Consider the following 15,478-nt stretch of genomic DNA (forward strand, 5'->3'; position numbering starts at 1 on the left):
GTAGAAGCAGCTTGGATCCCTTCCCTTCACTAGGTTTGCCTGATGGATTTCCGCATTTCGGCCGATGATCGCGTTGGCGCTCCCAAGGATCGCCAGAACAAGACCCAGGCGCGGCCTGCGGCGAAGGGACAGCGCGTCGAGCCGACCATGGGACAGACCATGGCCTTCTCCGTGGATGAAGTCCGCACCGGTGGCGCCGGGGGCGGCGGTAAGCCGCCCAAATCACCGAAGAAGCCGGCGCGCAAGGGCAGGGCCGAACCGGCTCGCCCGCGCCGCAAGAAGCGTTCCGGCGGCCTGTTGATGGGCCTGTTGTGGTGGGGTTTTGTCGCCTGCCTTTGGGGTGGTCTGGCCGTGATAGGCGTTATCGTCTATTACGGGGCCCAACTGCCGTCCGCCGATACTTGGGCAATCCCCGAGCGTCCCCCAAATATTCGCATCCTGGCGGCCGATGGCAGCCTGATTTCCAATCGCGGTCAGACCGGCGGCGAGGCCATCACCTTCCGCGAGCTGCCCCAATATGTGCCGGCGGCCTTCATTGCCTCGGAAGACCGGCGCTTCATGAGCCATTTCGGCGTCGACCCGATCGGGCTGCTCTCGGTGGCCGTGGAAATGGTAGAAGCGCGCGGCGTGACCCGCGGCGCCTCGACCATCACCCAGCAGGTCGCCAAGAACCTGTTCCTTACACCGGACCAGACCTTGGGCCGCAAGGTGCAGGAAGCCATTCTCGCCGTCTGGCTGGAACAGAACTTCACCAAGGAAGAAATCCTCGAACTCTATATGAACCGGGTCTATTTCGGCTCGGGCGCCTACGGCATCGAGGCGGCGGCACAGACCTATTTCGGCGTTTCGGCGCGTAATCTTTCGTTGGGCCAGGCCGCCATGCTGGTCGGCATTCTGCCAGCACCCTCGGCCTATAATCCCAAGGCTAACCCCGATACCGCCCGGGACCGGCAGCGCCTTGTCCTCAATGCCATGGCGCAGGAAGGCTATATCACCCGCGAAGAAGCCGACGCGGCCCGCATCGATCCCAACCAGACCATTCGCACCGTCGTCGCCGGTTCCGAATCCTATGTCGCTGACTGGGTCGAAAGCCTGATGACCGCCTATATCGGCGAGATCGAAGGTGACGTGGTGGTCCAGACCACCATCGACTACAAGATGCAGAAAGACGCCGAGTTCATCGTCAAGGAGGCGGTGGCCAATGAGGGGCCGAAGCGCGGCTTCTCCCAGGGGGCTCTCGTGGCGATGGATGTCGATGGTACGGTGCGCGCCATGGTGGGCGGCGTGGACTACCAGGCCAGCCAGTATAACCGGGCCATCACCGCCAAGCGCCAGCCGGGCTCGACCTTCAAGCCCTTCGTTTATATGGCCGCCATGGAGAAGGGCTACACGCCCGACACTTTGGCCGAGGACGCCCAATTTGAATATGAGGGCTGGAGCCCGCGCAATGCCTCGGGCAAATATGCCGGGACGGTCACCTTGCGGCAGGGCCTGGCCTATTCGCTCAACACCATCGCGGCACGACTGGCGATCGACGTCACACCCGAGAAGGTGATCGAAGTGGCCATGCGCATGGGCATTTCCTCCAATCTCACGCCTGTCCCCTCGATTGCGCTGGGCACCCAGGAAGTGAACCTGCTCGAGCTGACCAGTGCCTACGCGCCCTTCGCCAATGGTGGCATGGGGGTCATACCCAATGTCATCACCAAGATTTCGGACGTCCAGGGCAATGTGCTCTATGAGGCCTCCAATGCCGGACCGGGCCGGGTGGTCGACCCCAACGTGCTCGCCGAGATGAACGACATGCTCAAGACGGCCGTTGAAGTGGGGACCGGTCGCGGCGCCAATCTGGGTGGTTGGGACTTTGCCGGCAAGACGGGTACCAGCCAGAACGCCCGCGATGCCCTGTTCGTTGGCTACACTTCGGCCATGGTCACTGGCGTGTGGCTGGGCAATGACAACGACACCAAGACCACGCTCTCGGGTGGCAATGTGCCGGCCAATATCTGGTCCGAGTTCATGACCAAGGCGCATGCGGGCCGTTCGCCTGCATCCATTCCCGGTGGCTCCTATGCCGGCCAGCTGATCGCCCAGCAGATGATCGATCCCAATACCGGCATGCCGGCAATCGATCCGGCCACGGGTCAGCCCATGGTGCAATATGTCGATGGGGGTACCGGTCAGCCGGTCCAGACGATGACCGACCCGACCACGGGGCAGGTCGTGGCCATTGACCCGGCGACCGGCCTGCCCATTGAGGGTCTGGCGCCTGTGGACAGCCAGTCTATCAACCCGCCGATCCAGACCGGAACCATGGTGGATCCGGCCACCGGACTACCGGTCGGCCTGCAATACGATCCAGCCACCGGGCTCAACTATGATCCGGCGACGGGCGCGCAGTATGATCCCGCCACCGGTCTTCCAATCGATCCGGCAACAGGTCTGCCCCTGGCTACCGGAGGCGAGGCCGCGGTGCAGTACGATGCCAATGGTCAGGCCATTGACCCGGTCACCGGCTTCCCGCTGCAACAGCAGGCCAATGGGTTTGGAACCGCGCCTATCGACCCTGAAACGGGCCTGCCGATGACGCTCATCGTCGATCCGGCGACCGGCCAACAGGTCTGGGTGTCCAGCGCCCCCGCCGGACAGCAGGCTGTTCCCCAGGGTCAGATTGTCCCGCCCGGCCAGGTACAGCAACAGCCGACTTATCAGGAGCCGCAGCGCCAGCGCACTCTGATGGACTTGATCTTCGGCAACTAACACGCCGCCATGTACATCAAAGGCCCCGGGAGCGATCCCGGGGCCTTTGCTTGTCGCGTCTTCCAGAATGGTGCGTCGCGATGCCACGCACCTCAAATCACCAGGATCGGTGCTCCATTGGGAACGCGCTCATAAAGATCGATGACATCGTGGAACAACAAGCGCACGCAGCCGGACGACACCGCCTTGCCGATCGAGGCGACGTCCATGGTGCCGTGGATCCGGTAGAGGGTGTCCCGATTGCCCTGATGGATATAGAGCGCGCGGGCGCCCAGGGCATTGAGCAGGCCCGGGGGCTGACCATGACGATAGATTTCCAGTTCCGGCTGGCGCGCGATCATCTCGGCCGGTGGCGTCCAGACAGGCCATTTCCGTTTATAGGCGATGTGACCCTGGCCACTCCATTCGAAGCCGGCGCGTCCCAGCCCGACGCCATAGCGCATTGCCCGGCCCGATGGCATGGTGAAATAGAGGAAGTAACTGGTGGTATCGACGACCACCCGACCCGCTGGCTCCCCGGTTGGGTTGACGACGTCCTGTCGCCAGTAGTCCGGGTTCATCAGCGAAATGTCGGCCGCCGGTACGGGATGTGCTTCCTCCGGGCGGGCTGCATACATGGCCAGCACATCGAGGGGTATGGTGGGGCGGGTAGGCGTCGCCACCGCAGTGGCCAGGCGTGTGGTGCCGCTGGTGGAGCAGCCGGCAAGAGTGAGAGCGCCGAGGCCGGCAAGGCCGGCCATGACGGCGCGGCGCGACAGGGTCGCGTCGGTAAATGAAGACATGAGGCAATCCTTGGTCCGGATGGGACCATAAGCGTTTAATGTGTTTTGACTTGGCCCTGGCGCTCAGATGTGCCGGGGTGGACGCAGGGGAACCGGCTCGGTCCAGATGGGGGCCTGTGCTGTCAATTCGGGCCACAACCTTGGGTCCGGCATTGTCGGTGGCACCCCCGGCAGGGACGTAGGGATGGCCTGGTGGTGTCCGCAGGGCATGGTAATCCCAGTCCCCAGATCAATCTGGCCGCGCTGTACATGTACCACCACCGGAATGGGTTGATTGAGCGCATCGACATGGTTGAGCACCACAATGGGTGTGCTGACATAGCGATGGGCATGCGCGGTCGTGGCGCCGGCCACGGCGGCAAAGGCAAAGATGACGATGATGAGAGCCACGAGTCGACGCATATCCTGCTGATACATCAGCGATTGCGGCAGGATCGGGGCATAATGGGGATTAGGGTGCTTCTCCGGGCGCTTGCCAGGCCATCAGCTCCCGACCGTGTGCTTTGAGCCACGCTTTGCCACGCTCCATGTCGGGCAAGGTCCGCCGGACCGTGGCCCAGAAGGCAGGCGAATGGTTCATCTCCAAAAGGTGGGCCACCTCATGGGCGGCGACATAGTCCAGCACATGCGGCGGGGCCAGGATCAGCCGCCAATTATAGTTGATATTGCCGCTCGAGGAGCAGGAGCCCCAGCGGCTGGACTGGCTGCGCAGCCGCACCTGCTTCACCCCAACGCCAAGCCGCCCGGCATGCAAATCGCTCTGGGCCTCAAGATCGGCCAGTGCCTGGACCTTGAGCCAGTCATAGAGCCGGCGGGGCTGGTGTTCGGGCTCGCCAGGAACCAGCAGCACCGGACCTTCTGCGGTCGCGCTGGCCTCAACGCGGCCGCGCAGCCGGCCGGTGGCGATGACCCGGTGCATGACCCCCCGAAGCGGTACGGCCGCGCCGGCTACGAGCCTTTGCGCCTGCGTCGCCCGCGGCAATCGAGCAGCCAGCCAGTGCCGGTGCCGATGGAGAAACGCTTCAGCGTCCGCCCAGCGCGCGCCCTCGGGCAGGGTCAGCAGCGGCCCGGTCGCGGGCAGAGACAGGCGGAACGAACGCGCCCGGCTTGAGACTTTGACAGCGATCTCCACGGCCTGGCCGTCGAGCATCAGCTGTGTGGTCCTGGGAGGCGGGGTGCGCTGGCGCAGGAAGGAGAACATGGTGCTCCAGTGAATCAGATCGGGCCAGTGTAACGCATTTGGCGCCAGCTTGCCCTTCCCCATGCTAGTGCAGCCCCGAATGAAAAAGCGCCCCTTGTGGGGGCGCCAGTCGTCATTGGAGGCTAGGGAAGTCGGGAGGGACAACGGCTTACTGGCCGTTATTGTTGCCCCAATTGTTCTGGTTGTTGTCGCCAAAGCCCTGGCGGTTGCCGCGATGCTCGCTCATGAAGCGGTCGAATTCCTCGCGGTCCTTGGCCTTGCGCAGATTGGCCATGTACTCGTGGAAGGCGTCGATCTCGGCATCGAGACGGGCGCGTTCTTCCTCAAGGCGCTTGAGCTGTTCTGTACGGTACTCGTCAAAGGCGGCATTCCCTGAGGAGGTGAATTCGCTGCGGCCGAAGCCGTGATGCTTGGAATTGTTGCGCATATAGCTACACCCCTTGTTCCAATAGGCCTGTGCCTTTTCGGCGGAGCCGCCGAATTTTTCACCCCAGAGGATATAGGCCAGCATCGCCAGGCCGAGCGGCCAGAAGATGATGAAACCCAGAACCATGAGGGCGATGGTCAGCGGGGACCATTGCGGTTTGATGATTGCAGTTGTCATATCGTTCGTCTCCCAGTCACGATGAGACTCAAATGGTCCGCCGCAGGGCAGGATCAAGCATGTGCCTACCAATTTTTGTGCTTGAAATCGGCATTGGTGCTTCCTATGCGCCACAAATGACAGCCTCGGAGCGAGCGGCATGACCGAACAGACACTCCCGCAATTGCCCTTGCCCGCAAGCTGGCGGCCCTTGCGCCTGCAGACACTGGTCATTCTGCGCTGGCTGGCAGTGATCGGGCAGACCATCGGCGTTCTTTTCGTCAATTGGGGACTGGGCTTTCCCCTGCCGCTGCTGGAATGCCTGTTGCTCATCGGTCTGTCGGCGGCGCTCAATATCGGTCTGACCTTGCGCCTTGGGCCGCACTTTCGTCTTTCCGCGCGGGTCGCCGCCCTGCAATTGGCCTTCGATCTTTGTCAGCTCGGTGGCCTCCTGGCCCTGACGGGTGGACTGGAAAACCCATTCGCGCTGCTGCTGCTTGCCCCGGTCTCGGTGTCGGCGACCTCGCTGCCCAAGCGCCAGGCCTTTCTGGTCGCGCTGCTGGCCGCAGCCATCGCTTCGGTGCTGGCCGTCATGCACCTGCCGCTGCCCTGGGAGCCTGACCAGCACATTGTTTTCAACCGCATCTATGTCATCGGCATCTGGGTGTCGATCATCTGCGGCGTGGTCTTCATCTCCGCCTATACCAATCGGGTGGCGAATGACGCCCGCCAGATCGCCGATGCCCTGGCCGCTACCGAACTGGCGCTGTCCCGGCGCGAGCAATTGTCGGCGCTCGATGGCCTGGCTGCAGCGGCGGCGCATGAACTGGGCACGCCGCTGTCTACCATTGCCCTGGCCGCCAAGGAGATGCGCGACGAGGTCGACAAGAACAGCCAGCTGGCTGAGGACGTGGAACTGATCATTGCTCAGGCGGCGCGTTGCCGGGCCATTCTGGCCAAGCTCCGGAACCTGGGCAGCGAGCCGGCGGACCTGTTTGCCGAGGCGCCTCTGCCGGACATTCTCGACGAGGTGGCGCGGCCTCATGAAGGGCGAGGCAAGGTGATCCTCTTCGACGCCGAAAACACCGCAGGACCGCCTCCGGTCTTTCCCCGCAGTGTGGGCCTGCTCTATGGGCTGGGCAATCTGATCGAGAATGCCACCGATTTTGCCGCCCAGACGGTCCGCATCGAGAGCGGCTGGGATCAACACCGGATTACCGTTTCCATCATTGATGACGGCAAGGGCTTCGCGCCCGAACTGATCGCCCGGCTTGGCGAACCATACCTCACCAGCCGCCCGCGCGACCCGGCAGGCAGCGACGCCCACCAGCCCGGCGGCCTGGGCCTGGGCATCTTCATTGCCAAGACCCTGCTGGAACGAACCGGGGCCCGGCTCACTTTCGACAATGCCCAGCCCAACGGTCACGCGCGGGTGCGCATCACCTGGCTGCGCAGCAGCCTGGAGTGATCGGACCGGTTGGTTTTGACGTAGCGTGAGCAAAGGAATATTGGAAAAGCCATGGATACGATTGAAGACCTTCTGGCTGCCGATCCGAGCCTGCTGCTCGTCGATGATGATGCCGCCTTTCTGAGCCGCCTCGAACGCGCCATGACGCGTCGGGGCTTTGAAGTGCGCATTGCCGGCACGGTGTCGGCAGGCCTGGCCGCCGTGGCGGAGCGTCCGCCCGCCTATGCGGTGGTTGATCTCCGGCTCGAGGACGGCAATGGCCTCGATGTCGTCTCCGCCCTGCACCAGAAGCGCCCGGACGCTCGTGCCGTCGTCTTGACCGGCTACGGCAATATCGCCACGGCGGTGACCGCGGTGAAGCTGGGCGCCATGGATTATCTTTCCAAGCCCGCCGACGCCGACGATGTCATCAACGCGCTGCTGGCGACCGGCGAGGACAAGCCCGAGCCGCCGGAAAACCCGATGTCGGCGGACCGGGTGCGTTGGGAGCATATCCAGCGCGTCTATGAATTGTGCGACCGCAATGTCTCCGAGACCGCGCGGCGGCTCAACATGCACCGCCGCACGCTGCAGCGCATCCTGGCCAAGCGGGCGCCGCGCTGAGGCACCACACCCAACCTCCCCTATCAGGGGAGGCCGGGAGGGGGCGACCCTCACTTCGTAAACAGCGTCTCGAAGCCGCCGAAAATCATCCGCTTGCCGTCAAACGGCATCTCGCCGAATTGCTGCATGGCTTCGGGCGCCATCATCTTGCGCATGGCGACGTCGCGAGTGGCCTTGTCGGGATATTCGATCCAGGAGAAGACGACGACCTCGTCGTCCCTGGCCTGGACGGCGCCATAGAAGTCGTTGAGCTCGCCCCTGGGCACGTCATCGCCCCAATTCTCCACCACCCGCGTCGCGCCCCAGGATTTGAGCAGGTCGGCAGCCTTGCTGGCATGCTCGATATAGGCCTGCCGGTTCGCCTTGGGTACGGCGGTGACCATTCCATCAATATAGGGCATCGGTCGTCTCCTGATTTGCCCGGCGCGGGATTGCGCCTGTCTCGACTTTGACGAGCGGGAGGCGCTAACCTCGACATCCAATGCACCAAAAATCCCAGGAGCCTGCCCATGACCGTCACCCTGCATTTCCACGGCGCGGCGGGCACAGTGACCGGTTCCTGCTATCGCGTCGTGCACCCAGGGGGGCAGTTCCTGGTCGATTGCGGCCTGTTCCAGGGCAATAAGAGCGTGCGTGAGCTCAATCTCAAGCCCACCCCCTTCGATCCCAAGGCGATCGATTTCCTGCTCTTGACCCACGCCCATATCGATCATGCCGGCCTCTTGCCCAAGCTGTGTGCCGAGGGCTGGCGAAAGCCGATGTGGATGACGGCGCCCACGGCCGGCCTGCTCGAATACCTGTTGCCCGATGGCGCCGGCATCCAGGAGAGCGAAGCCGAGCGGGAAAGCCGCAAACGTTCGCGCCGGGGCGATGAGCCGGTAAGGCCGCTTTACACCATGGCCGATGCCGAAGAGGCGCTGGAGCACCGCCGCATCTGCGACTACGACAGCTGGATCGAACCCGGCCCCGGCGTGCGCGCCCGCTACTGGAATGCCGGGCACATTATCGGCTCCGCCTCCATCGAGGTGGAGGTCAAGGACAGCAACGGCAAGCCGGTGCGGCTGATGTTCTCCGGCGATATCGGGCCGGATGAGAAGGTCTTTTACACCGAGCCCGAGGGGCCGGCGGGCTTTGACTATATCCTGTGTGAATCGACCTATGGCGGCCGCGAGCGGGAGGAATATACGCTTGAGCAGCGGCGGCAGACGCTCAAGACCGAAATCCAGGAGGCGCTCCAGCGCGGTGGCAATCTCATCATTCCCACCTTTGCGGTCGAGCGCAGCCAGGAATTGCTGCACGATATCGGCACGCTCATCCGGGATGGCGAGATCACCCCGCAACTGGTCGCCCTGGATTCGCCCCTGGCCAGCAAGGTCACCGGCGTCTACCGGAAATACGCCAAGATGTTCGAGGACACCGAGCTTAGCGCCGGCGAATTGTTCAATGACGAGCGGTTCCGCATCATCGAGGCGGTAGAGGACTCCAAGGCGCTCAACGCCATCAAGGGTGGGGCCATCATTCTGTCGGCCTCGGGCATGGCCGATGCCGGGCGCATCAAGCATCACCTCCGGAACAATCTGATCCGCTCCAATGCCACGGTTCTGTTCGTCGGCTACCAGGCGCCGGGCACGCTGGGGCAGATCATTCTCTCCGGCGCCCGGGAAGTGCGCATCCACGGCACGCTGGTGCCGGTGCGGGCGACCATCCGCTCCATGGGCAATTACTCCGCCCATGCCGACCACACGGAGCTGATGGACTGGATCAGCAAGCGCCTGCCAGCCCATGGCGCGCTGTTCCTGACCCATGGCGAGGATGAGGAGCGCCATGCCCTGCGCGAAGCCCTGGTCGCTTCCGGCAAGCTCGGGGGCGACCAGGTCATCCTGCCGCAGCTCGACGACTTCTTCGAACTCAGCGCCGCCGGCATCCAGGCCGCCAAGGCGCCAAGGGCCCGTCGCGTCGATCTCAAGCAAATGCCATCCGACTGGCACAATGCCTTTTCCGATTTCACCATCCGCCTGAGCCAGCGCCTGCACGAACTGCCCGATGCGGAAAAACTCGCCCTGATGCAGGCCTTGCAAGCCGAATTGTCCGCCCAGGGTGCCAATCCCACGCCCAAAGGCCGGCCCACGCCGATCACGCCGGTGGAGACGGCCGGCTATGACGAATAGGGCCTGTAACAGACCAGGTGCGACCCCTCCGTCATCGTCACCACCCAGCTTGTCCGGGTGGTCCATGGCATTATGGGATGGATTGCCCGGACAAGCCGGGCAATGACGAAGGAACCGGGAAATCAATGGCCAACCGCGGTTACCGCCCCTCCAACCCCTCCACACGCTCCACCAGCTCCTGAATCGCCCGAATAAGCGGGGCGATGAACTGGTCGTAGCGCAGGGCCTGCTGGCTGGTCGGGTCTTCGGGGTCTGCCAGCACATGGCCGCCGAAGTCGATATCGAGATCGCTCACGATCCCGGCGACCTGCTGGGCGATGAGGCCATAGTGATGGCGCCCGTCGCCGCCCTTCCAGGCATAGCGGACCGGTTCCAGACGCCGGATGAAATCGAGACCCAGATCGGTTGGGACGATGTCTGTCTTGTGCCGAATGTCCGAGGTCTGGATGGTGCCGGTGGCCGACCACACGGCCGACCAGCGCGCGCCGCTGGCACCCAGGCTCTGGGTGTTGTCGCCAGCCGGGCGCAGCACGCCGGCAATGCTGACCGAAGCGGTGTCGGCCGCGATGGTGATTGCATCAGTCCAGGCCGAGCCGTCCGGGCTGATCTTGATGCGCCAGTGATCATCGCCCATCAGCCCCATTTCGGCCCGCCCCGACCAGTTGGACTGGAAGAGAAGGCTCGCCGTATCGCCGCTGGCTGCCTTGTTGAGCTTGAGCTGGTGCCCCGCTCCGGCATGGGTCAATAGCGTCGCGGCCGAAGCCACGGCCAGCCGGTTGGTGCTGTCTGCACTGGCATTGATGCCCAATTGCGGCAGGCCGGCTCCCGTGGCGGCAATTGGCACCCAGGCGGTTCCGGAGAAGAGCAGAAGCGCATCGCTGGCGCGATCGAACACCTGCCAGCCCTTTGCCGGGTCATAGAATATCCAGGCACCATCCTGAAAGGCGGCGATTTCGTCGGTATGGCCGCCCCAGGCCCCGCTGGCGCCGGACGGAACGATCCAGGCTTCGCCGGGCAGGGGCGAGACGGGCGGCACGGCCAGAACGGTGGATTCCACCACTGGCTGCACCAGGGCGTCGAGCCGGTTGAGGGCGTCATTATGGGTAATGTGCTTGAGCGCCTGTCCCGACATGATGAAGGGCAGGGAAAGCCGGGCGGTCTGGTCCATGGGGATGTCTCCGAGGTTGCATTCGGAGCCAGTGTGCGTCCGGTAGACGGCCCGGGGATAACTGGGTGCGCCGTATGCCGCTTGGCACTTCTGGCCAGCAGCTTTGGCCGCCCGGCCAGCTGGCCTCGCGGTTCTGAATGAAGAGCGGAGTCCCGAGACGGCTACCGTCCCTGAAACAAACAAAAACTGAGACGAAAGCCGTCTCGGGAACGCCGGGATTTCTCGATAGGGGATAACTTGGAAGGCTGTCCGGCACGGCCGCCCTTAGGGCACCCGCTTTCAGCTGCGGCCGAAGCCACAACAGGCACGAACTCTCACCCGCCGACCCCCAGACCGCGGTGGCACGCGACTGCCCCACGCCCGGCTTTCCCTCCCGCCACTGGTCGCTGCAGGCCGCCCTATCGCGAGAGGAATAGGCGGGATTATGGGGCAGGATTTGGGGGCGGGGATAAGTCCGCCGTCAGACCGCCGCCACCCGTTGTCTCTGCGTGGCCACAAAGGCCAGGATGAAGCAGGCACTCATCAACAGCACAATGGTGGGCGCCGGGGCGCTGTCGAGGAAGAAGCTGAGATAGACGCCCAAAAGGTTGCATCCGACCGATACGCCCATGGCCACCAGCAGCATGACCCCGAAACGACGGGTGATGAGGAAGGCAATGGCGCCCGGCGCAATTAATAGGGCAATGACCAATATCATGCCGACTGCCTGCAGGGCGCCCACAATGGTCAGGGAAATCATGGCCAGAAGGCCATAATGCAGGAGGCGCGTATTGAGCCCGATGGCGCCGGCCTGCTGGGCATCGAAGATGAAGAGCATCAGGTCGCGCCATTTCGCGCCGACGACCAGCACCACGGCCAGGGCAATGATCGCCGCCAGCAGCAAATCCGCGCCATTCGCGCCCAGCATATTGCCGAACAGGATATGGTCCAGATGCACATCGGTGGTGATGGCGGTGTAGAGCACGATCCCGAGGCCGAACAGGCCCGCAAACACCACGCCCATGACCGTGTCTTCCTTGATGCGGGAATTCTCCTTGAGAAAGCCGACCGACAGCGCACAGACCATGCCGGCGATGAAGGCCCCGACGCCAATGGGCAGGCCGACGACATAGGCCAGGACAACCCCGGGCAGCACGGCATGGGAGATGGCATCGCCCATCAGCGACCAGCCCTTGAGCACAAGGAAACAGGAGAGCAGGGCGGTTGGCACCGCCACGAGAACGCCGATCACCATGGCCTGAACCATGAAGGGAAGCTGGAAGGGCCAGAGCGCCATTTCATACCAGGTCATTATGCAGTCTCCCCGGCAATGCGGCGCCGCGCCGCCAGCCAGCCATGCTTGGGGGCAAAGACAAAGGCGGTGAGGAACACCAGGGTCTGCAGCACCACGATGATGCCGCCGGTCGCGCCATCAAGGAAATAGCTCAGATACGCCCCGATGGCCGATGACAGGACGCCCACGGCAATGGCGATGCCGATGAGGCGCGGGAACCGGTCGGACAGCAGATAGGCGGTGGCGCCCGGTGTCACCACCATGGCGATGACGAGGAAGGCGCCGACGGTCTGCATGGCGGCCACTGTCGCCGCGCTGAGGAGTGTGAAGAAGATCGCCTTGAGCCAGGTGGTCCTGAGGCCAATGGAGCGGGCATGGCTCTCATCGAAAAAGGTGACCATCAGATCCTTCCAGATCACCAGCATCACGCCCAGCGTCACCACCGAGATCAGCACCAGCTGCAGCGTGTCTTCCGGCGTGATGGCCAGGATATTGCCCAGGACGATCGATTGCACATCGACCGAGGTGGGTGAGACCGAGACCATGAACAGCCCCAGGCCGAAAAAACCGGTAAAGATCAGCCCGATGACCGCGTCTTCCCGGAGCTTGGTGCGCTGGCTGAGGAACAGCATGGCCACGGCGGCCAGGCCCCCCGAGAGGAAGGCGCCCAGCGAAAAGGGCAGGCCCAGCATATAGGCCCCGGCCACGCCCGGCACGATGGAGTGCGATAGGGCGTCGCCGATCAGCGACCAGCCCTTGAGCATCAGATAGGCCGAGAGAAAGGCGCACACACCCCCCACCAGGGCCGAGACCCACATGGCATTGACCATGTAGTTGTAGGAAAAGGGCTCGAGCAGCAGGTCGATCATTTTTCGCGGCTCGCCTGCTGGTGCTCTTCCTTGCCTTCTTCGCCATAAAAGACCAGCGGGCGCTCGTCGTCGGTGAGGACCGAAAGATGACGCGGATCGTCATCGGCATGCAGGCCCGCGCCAGACAGCACGAAGTGCCGCAGCACGCCGCCAAAGGCTTCCTCGAGCTTCTCGCGCGTGAAGACTTCAGAAGTCGGACCATAGGCCAGCACCGTGCCCTTGACCATGACGGTACGGTCGCAGAACTCGGGCACCGAACCCAGATTGTGGGTGGAGACCAGGATCACCTTGCCCTCGTCGCGCAGGGCCCGCAGCAGGGCGATGATGGCGTCCTCGGTCTTGACGTCGACCCCGGTAAAGGGCTCGTCGAGGAGGATCACCTCGCCTTCCTGCGCCAGGGCGCGGGCGAGGAAGACGCGCTTTTTCTGGCCGCCGGAAAGCTCGCCGATCTGGCGTTTGGCATATTGGGTCATGTTGACCCGCTCCAGCGCCGCCGCGACCTTGTTGCGGTCATTGGCGCTGGGGATGCGCAGCATGTTCATGTGGCCGAACCGGCCCATCATCACCACGTCTTCGACCAGGACAGGAAAATTCCAGTCCACGTCTTCGGACTGGGGCACATAGGCCACCTTGTTCTGGCGCTGGGCCTGGCGGCCCGCCTGCCCCAGAATGGAAATGGAGCCTGAAACAACCGGCACAAAGCCCATAATGGCCTTGAAAATGGTGGACTTGCCGGCGCCATTGACCCCAACCAGCGCGGTAATCGATCCGCGCGGGCTGGTGAAGCTGGCATGCCTCAGGGCCGTGGTGCCATTGCGATAGGCAACGGTAATGTCTTCTACCGCAATGCCGGGGCCTGCATTTTGTTTCACTGAGTAAATCCTGCGGCGATCGTCTCTGTGGTGACCTTGAGCAGATCGAGATAGGTCGGGACCGGCCCGTCTGCCTCGGAAAGAGAATCCACATAGAGCACGCCGCCATATTTGGCGCCAGTCTCGCGCGCCACCTGTTCAGCCGGCTTGGATGAGATCGTGCTCTCCGAAAAGACGACCGGAATATTGTGCTCGCGCACCGCATCGATGACGTCGCGCACCTGCCTTGGGGTGCCCTGCTGGTCCGCATTGATCGGCCAGAGATAGAGTTCCTTGAGGCCAAAATCGCGCGCCAGGTAGGAGAAGGCGCCTTCCGAGGTAACCAGCCAGCGGTTTTCCTCGGGGATGGCGGCCAGCGCCTGGCGGATCGGCTCCACCGTGGCGGTGATTTCGGCCGCATAGGCTTCGGCATTGGCATTGTAGATGTCGGCATTGGCCGGATCGGCCTCGACGAAGGCAGCGCGGATATTCTCGACATAGACCAGGGCATCGGTCGGCGACATCCAGGCATGCGGGTTCGGCTTGCCCTCATAGGGGCCTTCGCCAATGCCGATCGGCTCGATGCCCTCGGTCAGCACCACGCTGGGCACATCGGGCAGATTGTCGAGGAACTGTTCAAACCATTGTTCAAGATTGAGCCCGTTCCACAGCACCAGATCCGCATCCTGCGCACCCACTAGATCGCCCGGCGTGGGCTGGTAATTATGGATTTCAGCGCCCGGCTTGGTGATCGAGACCACGTCGGCCGCGTCCCCAGCCACGTTCTGGGCCATGTCGGCAAGAATGGTGAAGCTGGTGACGGCCTTGAGGCGGTCCTGGGCGGCAGCGGGCAGGGCACAGGCAAGCGGCGCGGCAAGGATAAGGGCGGTCAGAAGGCGGCGGTGCATACTCAACTCCGAATGATTGGGCTTGGTCTAGATAGTGCAATTGCAAATCATTCGCAAGTAGCTTGATGCGGGCCGCGGGTCGAAAGCTGCCTGTAGGCAGAGCCATAGAATGGCTCGTCACTAGGGATATTGTGGCTCAAGCGGCTATTGCTTCCATCGCAATTCACACCTGCGTCTCCGGGCTGCCCATGGGCAATGGACCCAAGAGCTGCGTGAGTGGCGCGTACTTGAAGAGAATTGAAAAGCCGCCGGGCAGGTGCGCGCCCCAAGTCGGTCATTTAGGGAGCCGGAACACTGCCCCGACAACCGCCGGTCCGATGTGGCTTGTGATTTTCGTTTGGAGATCGATTTGTGCGGGAGCAAATCAATAGGTTCGCCAGATGCCCGGTGTGCCCAGTTCGATCAGATGGCCATAGGGGTCGCGGAAATAGAGGCTCTTGCCGCCCTGATCCCAATTCATGCGTGCTTCGATAGGGATGTTTAGCTCGCCAAGGTGGGTCTCCCAATCGCCGAGCTGTTCGGCGTCGATGGCGAAGCAAAAATGGGTCGGGCCGGACCCGTCGTGGGGCGGGATCGTACCGCCCGCCAGCACGACTTCATTGAGGGTCGCGCCCCGCTTGAACAGCAGGAATATGGTAGAAGCCCCTTGCATCATAGGCCACCACGCGATTGTCGCGGACCAGGGCTGGAAAACCAAAGACTGTGTCGTAGAATTCGCTTGCACGGGCGATGTCGTCGACATAGATCGCTGTCTCGACGAGGCGGTTGACGCCGGGTTTCGGGCGTGTGGACATCGATAATCTCCATTTCTGTCCTGGCGAGAGCGGGCCGGCCGTTGACCGGC

At 63.3% G+C, this 15,478-nt stretch carries 16 protein-coding genes; 4 read left to right on the forward strand and 12 right to left on the reverse strand.

Annotation, left to right across the window (positions count from 1 at the left end; translation table 11 throughout):
* The first annotated feature begins 42 nt into the window (after window positions 1-42).
* On the forward strand, window positions 43-2,760 hold the full coding sequence (locus QZ564_RS00125) for a PBP1A family penicillin-binding protein (protein WP_297102957.1): 2,718 nt from the start codon (window positions 43-45) through the stop codon (window positions 2,758-2,760).
* Window positions 2,761-2,852: 92 nt separating this feature from the next.
* On the opposite strand, the gene QZ564_RS00130 is transcribed toward QZ564_RS00125, so the two are convergent.
* From QZ564_RS00130 to QZ564_RS00145, 4 genes are all read right to left on the reverse strand, one after another.
* Window positions 2,853-3,542, reverse strand: coding sequence for a L,D-transpeptidase (locus tag QZ564_RS00130; protein ID WP_297102960.1), 690 nt, complete (start codon window positions 3,540-3,542; stop codon window positions 2,853-2,855).
* Window positions 3,543-3,605: 63 nt separating this feature from the next.
* The gene (locus tag QZ564_RS00135; protein WP_297102964.1) at window positions 3,606-3,944 is read right to left on the reverse strand and encodes a hypothetical protein; all 339 of its coding nucleotides are present in this window, start codon (window positions 3,942-3,944) and stop codon (window positions 3,606-3,608) included.
* Between the two features lie 49 nt (window positions 3,945-3,993).
* Window positions 3,994-4,806, reverse strand: a complete 813-nt coding sequence (locus tag QZ564_RS00140) for a SprT family zinc-dependent metalloprotease (protein WP_297102967.1) — start codon at window positions 4,804-4,806, stop codon at window positions 3,994-3,996.
* Window positions 4,807-4,891: 85 nt separating this feature from the next.
* Window positions 4,892-5,347 (reverse strand): DUF2852 domain-containing protein, encoded by a 456-nt coding sequence (locus QZ564_RS00145; RefSeq protein WP_297102970.1) that lies wholly within the window; start codon window positions 5,345-5,347, stop codon window positions 4,892-4,894.
* Window positions 5,348-5,486: 139 nt separating this feature from the next.
* On the opposite strand from QZ564_RS00145, the gene QZ564_RS00150 reads away from it, so the two are divergent.
* The gene (locus QZ564_RS00150) at window positions 5,487-6,794 is read left to right on the forward strand and encodes an ActS/PrrB/RegB family redox-sensitive histidine kinase (RefSeq protein WP_297102974.1); all 1,308 of its coding nucleotides are present in this window, start codon (window positions 5,487-5,489) and stop codon (window positions 6,792-6,794) included.
* 51 nt (window positions 6,795-6,845) lie between these two features.
* Complete coding sequence (locus QZ564_RS00155; RefSeq protein WP_297102977.1) at window positions 6,846-7,397, forward strand: ActR/PrrA/RegA family redox response regulator transcription factor; 552 nt, start codon at window positions 6,846-6,848, stop codon at window positions 7,395-7,397.
* Between the two features lie 50 nt (window positions 7,398-7,447).
* Here the strand turns inward: QZ564_RS00155 and QZ564_RS00160 are convergent, their stop codons facing one another.
* Entirely contained in the window at window positions 7,448-7,798 is a 351-nt protein-coding gene (locus QZ564_RS00160) for a DUF1428 domain-containing protein (RefSeq protein WP_297102980.1), read from the reverse strand.
* Between the two features lie 108 nt (window positions 7,799-7,906).
* On the opposite strand from QZ564_RS00160, the gene QZ564_RS00165 reads away from it, so the two are divergent.
* Window positions 7,907-9,565 (forward strand): MBL fold metallo-hydrolase, encoded by a 1,659-nt coding sequence (locus tag QZ564_RS00165; RefSeq protein ID WP_297102983.1) that lies wholly within the window; start codon window positions 7,907-7,909, stop codon window positions 9,563-9,565.
* Window positions 9,566-9,704: 139 nt separating this feature from the next.
* On the opposite strand, the gene QZ564_RS00170 is transcribed toward QZ564_RS00165, so the two are convergent.
* From QZ564_RS00170 to QZ564_RS19175, 7 genes are all read right to left on the reverse strand, one after another.
* Window positions 9,705-10,733: a DUF2793 domain-containing protein gene (locus QZ564_RS00170; protein ID WP_297102986.1), complete on the reverse strand. Its 1,029-nt coding sequence runs from the start codon at window positions 10,731-10,733 to the stop codon at window positions 9,705-9,707.
* A gap of 460 nt (window positions 10,734-11,193) precedes the next feature.
* Entirely contained in the window at window positions 11,194-12,024 is an 831-nt protein-coding gene (locus QZ564_RS00175) for a metal ABC transporter permease (protein WP_297102989.1), read from the reverse strand.
* Window positions 12,024-12,875 carry a metal ABC transporter permease gene (locus QZ564_RS00180; protein ID WP_297102992.1) on the reverse strand — a complete coding sequence of 284 codons (852 nt, stop codon included), beginning with the start codon at window positions 12,873-12,875 and terminating at the stop codon, window positions 12,024-12,026. Before QZ564_RS00180 ends, QZ564_RS00175 begins: the two co-directional genes overlap by 1 nt.
* Complete coding sequence (locus QZ564_RS00185; RefSeq protein WP_297102995.1) at window positions 12,872-13,747, reverse strand: manganese/iron ABC transporter ATP-binding protein; 876 nt, start codon at window positions 13,745-13,747, stop codon at window positions 12,872-12,874. The genes QZ564_RS00180 and QZ564_RS00185 overlap by 4 nt, the downstream gene beginning before the upstream one ends.
* On the reverse strand, window positions 13,744-14,634 hold the full coding sequence (locus QZ564_RS00190; RefSeq protein ID WP_297102998.1) for a metal ABC transporter substrate-binding protein: 891 nt from the start codon (window positions 14,632-14,634) through the stop codon (window positions 13,744-13,746). Before QZ564_RS00190 ends, QZ564_RS00185 begins: the two co-directional genes overlap by 4 nt.
* Window positions 14,635-14,998: 364 nt before the next feature.
* On the reverse strand, window positions 14,999-15,286 hold the full coding sequence (locus QZ564_RS00195; RefSeq protein WP_363311242.1) for a hypothetical protein: 288 nt from the start codon (window positions 15,284-15,286) through the stop codon (window positions 14,999-15,001).
* On the reverse strand, window positions 15,231-15,428 hold the full coding sequence (locus QZ564_RS19175) for a VOC family protein (RefSeq protein WP_363311244.1): 198 nt from the start codon (window positions 15,426-15,428) through the stop codon (window positions 15,231-15,233). The genes QZ564_RS00195 and QZ564_RS19175 overlap by 56 nt, the downstream gene beginning before the upstream one ends.
* Between the last annotated feature and the right edge of the window lie 50 nt (window positions 15,429-15,478).

Source organism: uncultured Devosia sp. (assembly GCF_913055165.1).
In the GTDB taxonomy this organism is placed as follows: Bacteria; Pseudomonadota; Alphaproteobacteria; order Rhizobiales; family Devosiaceae; genus Devosia.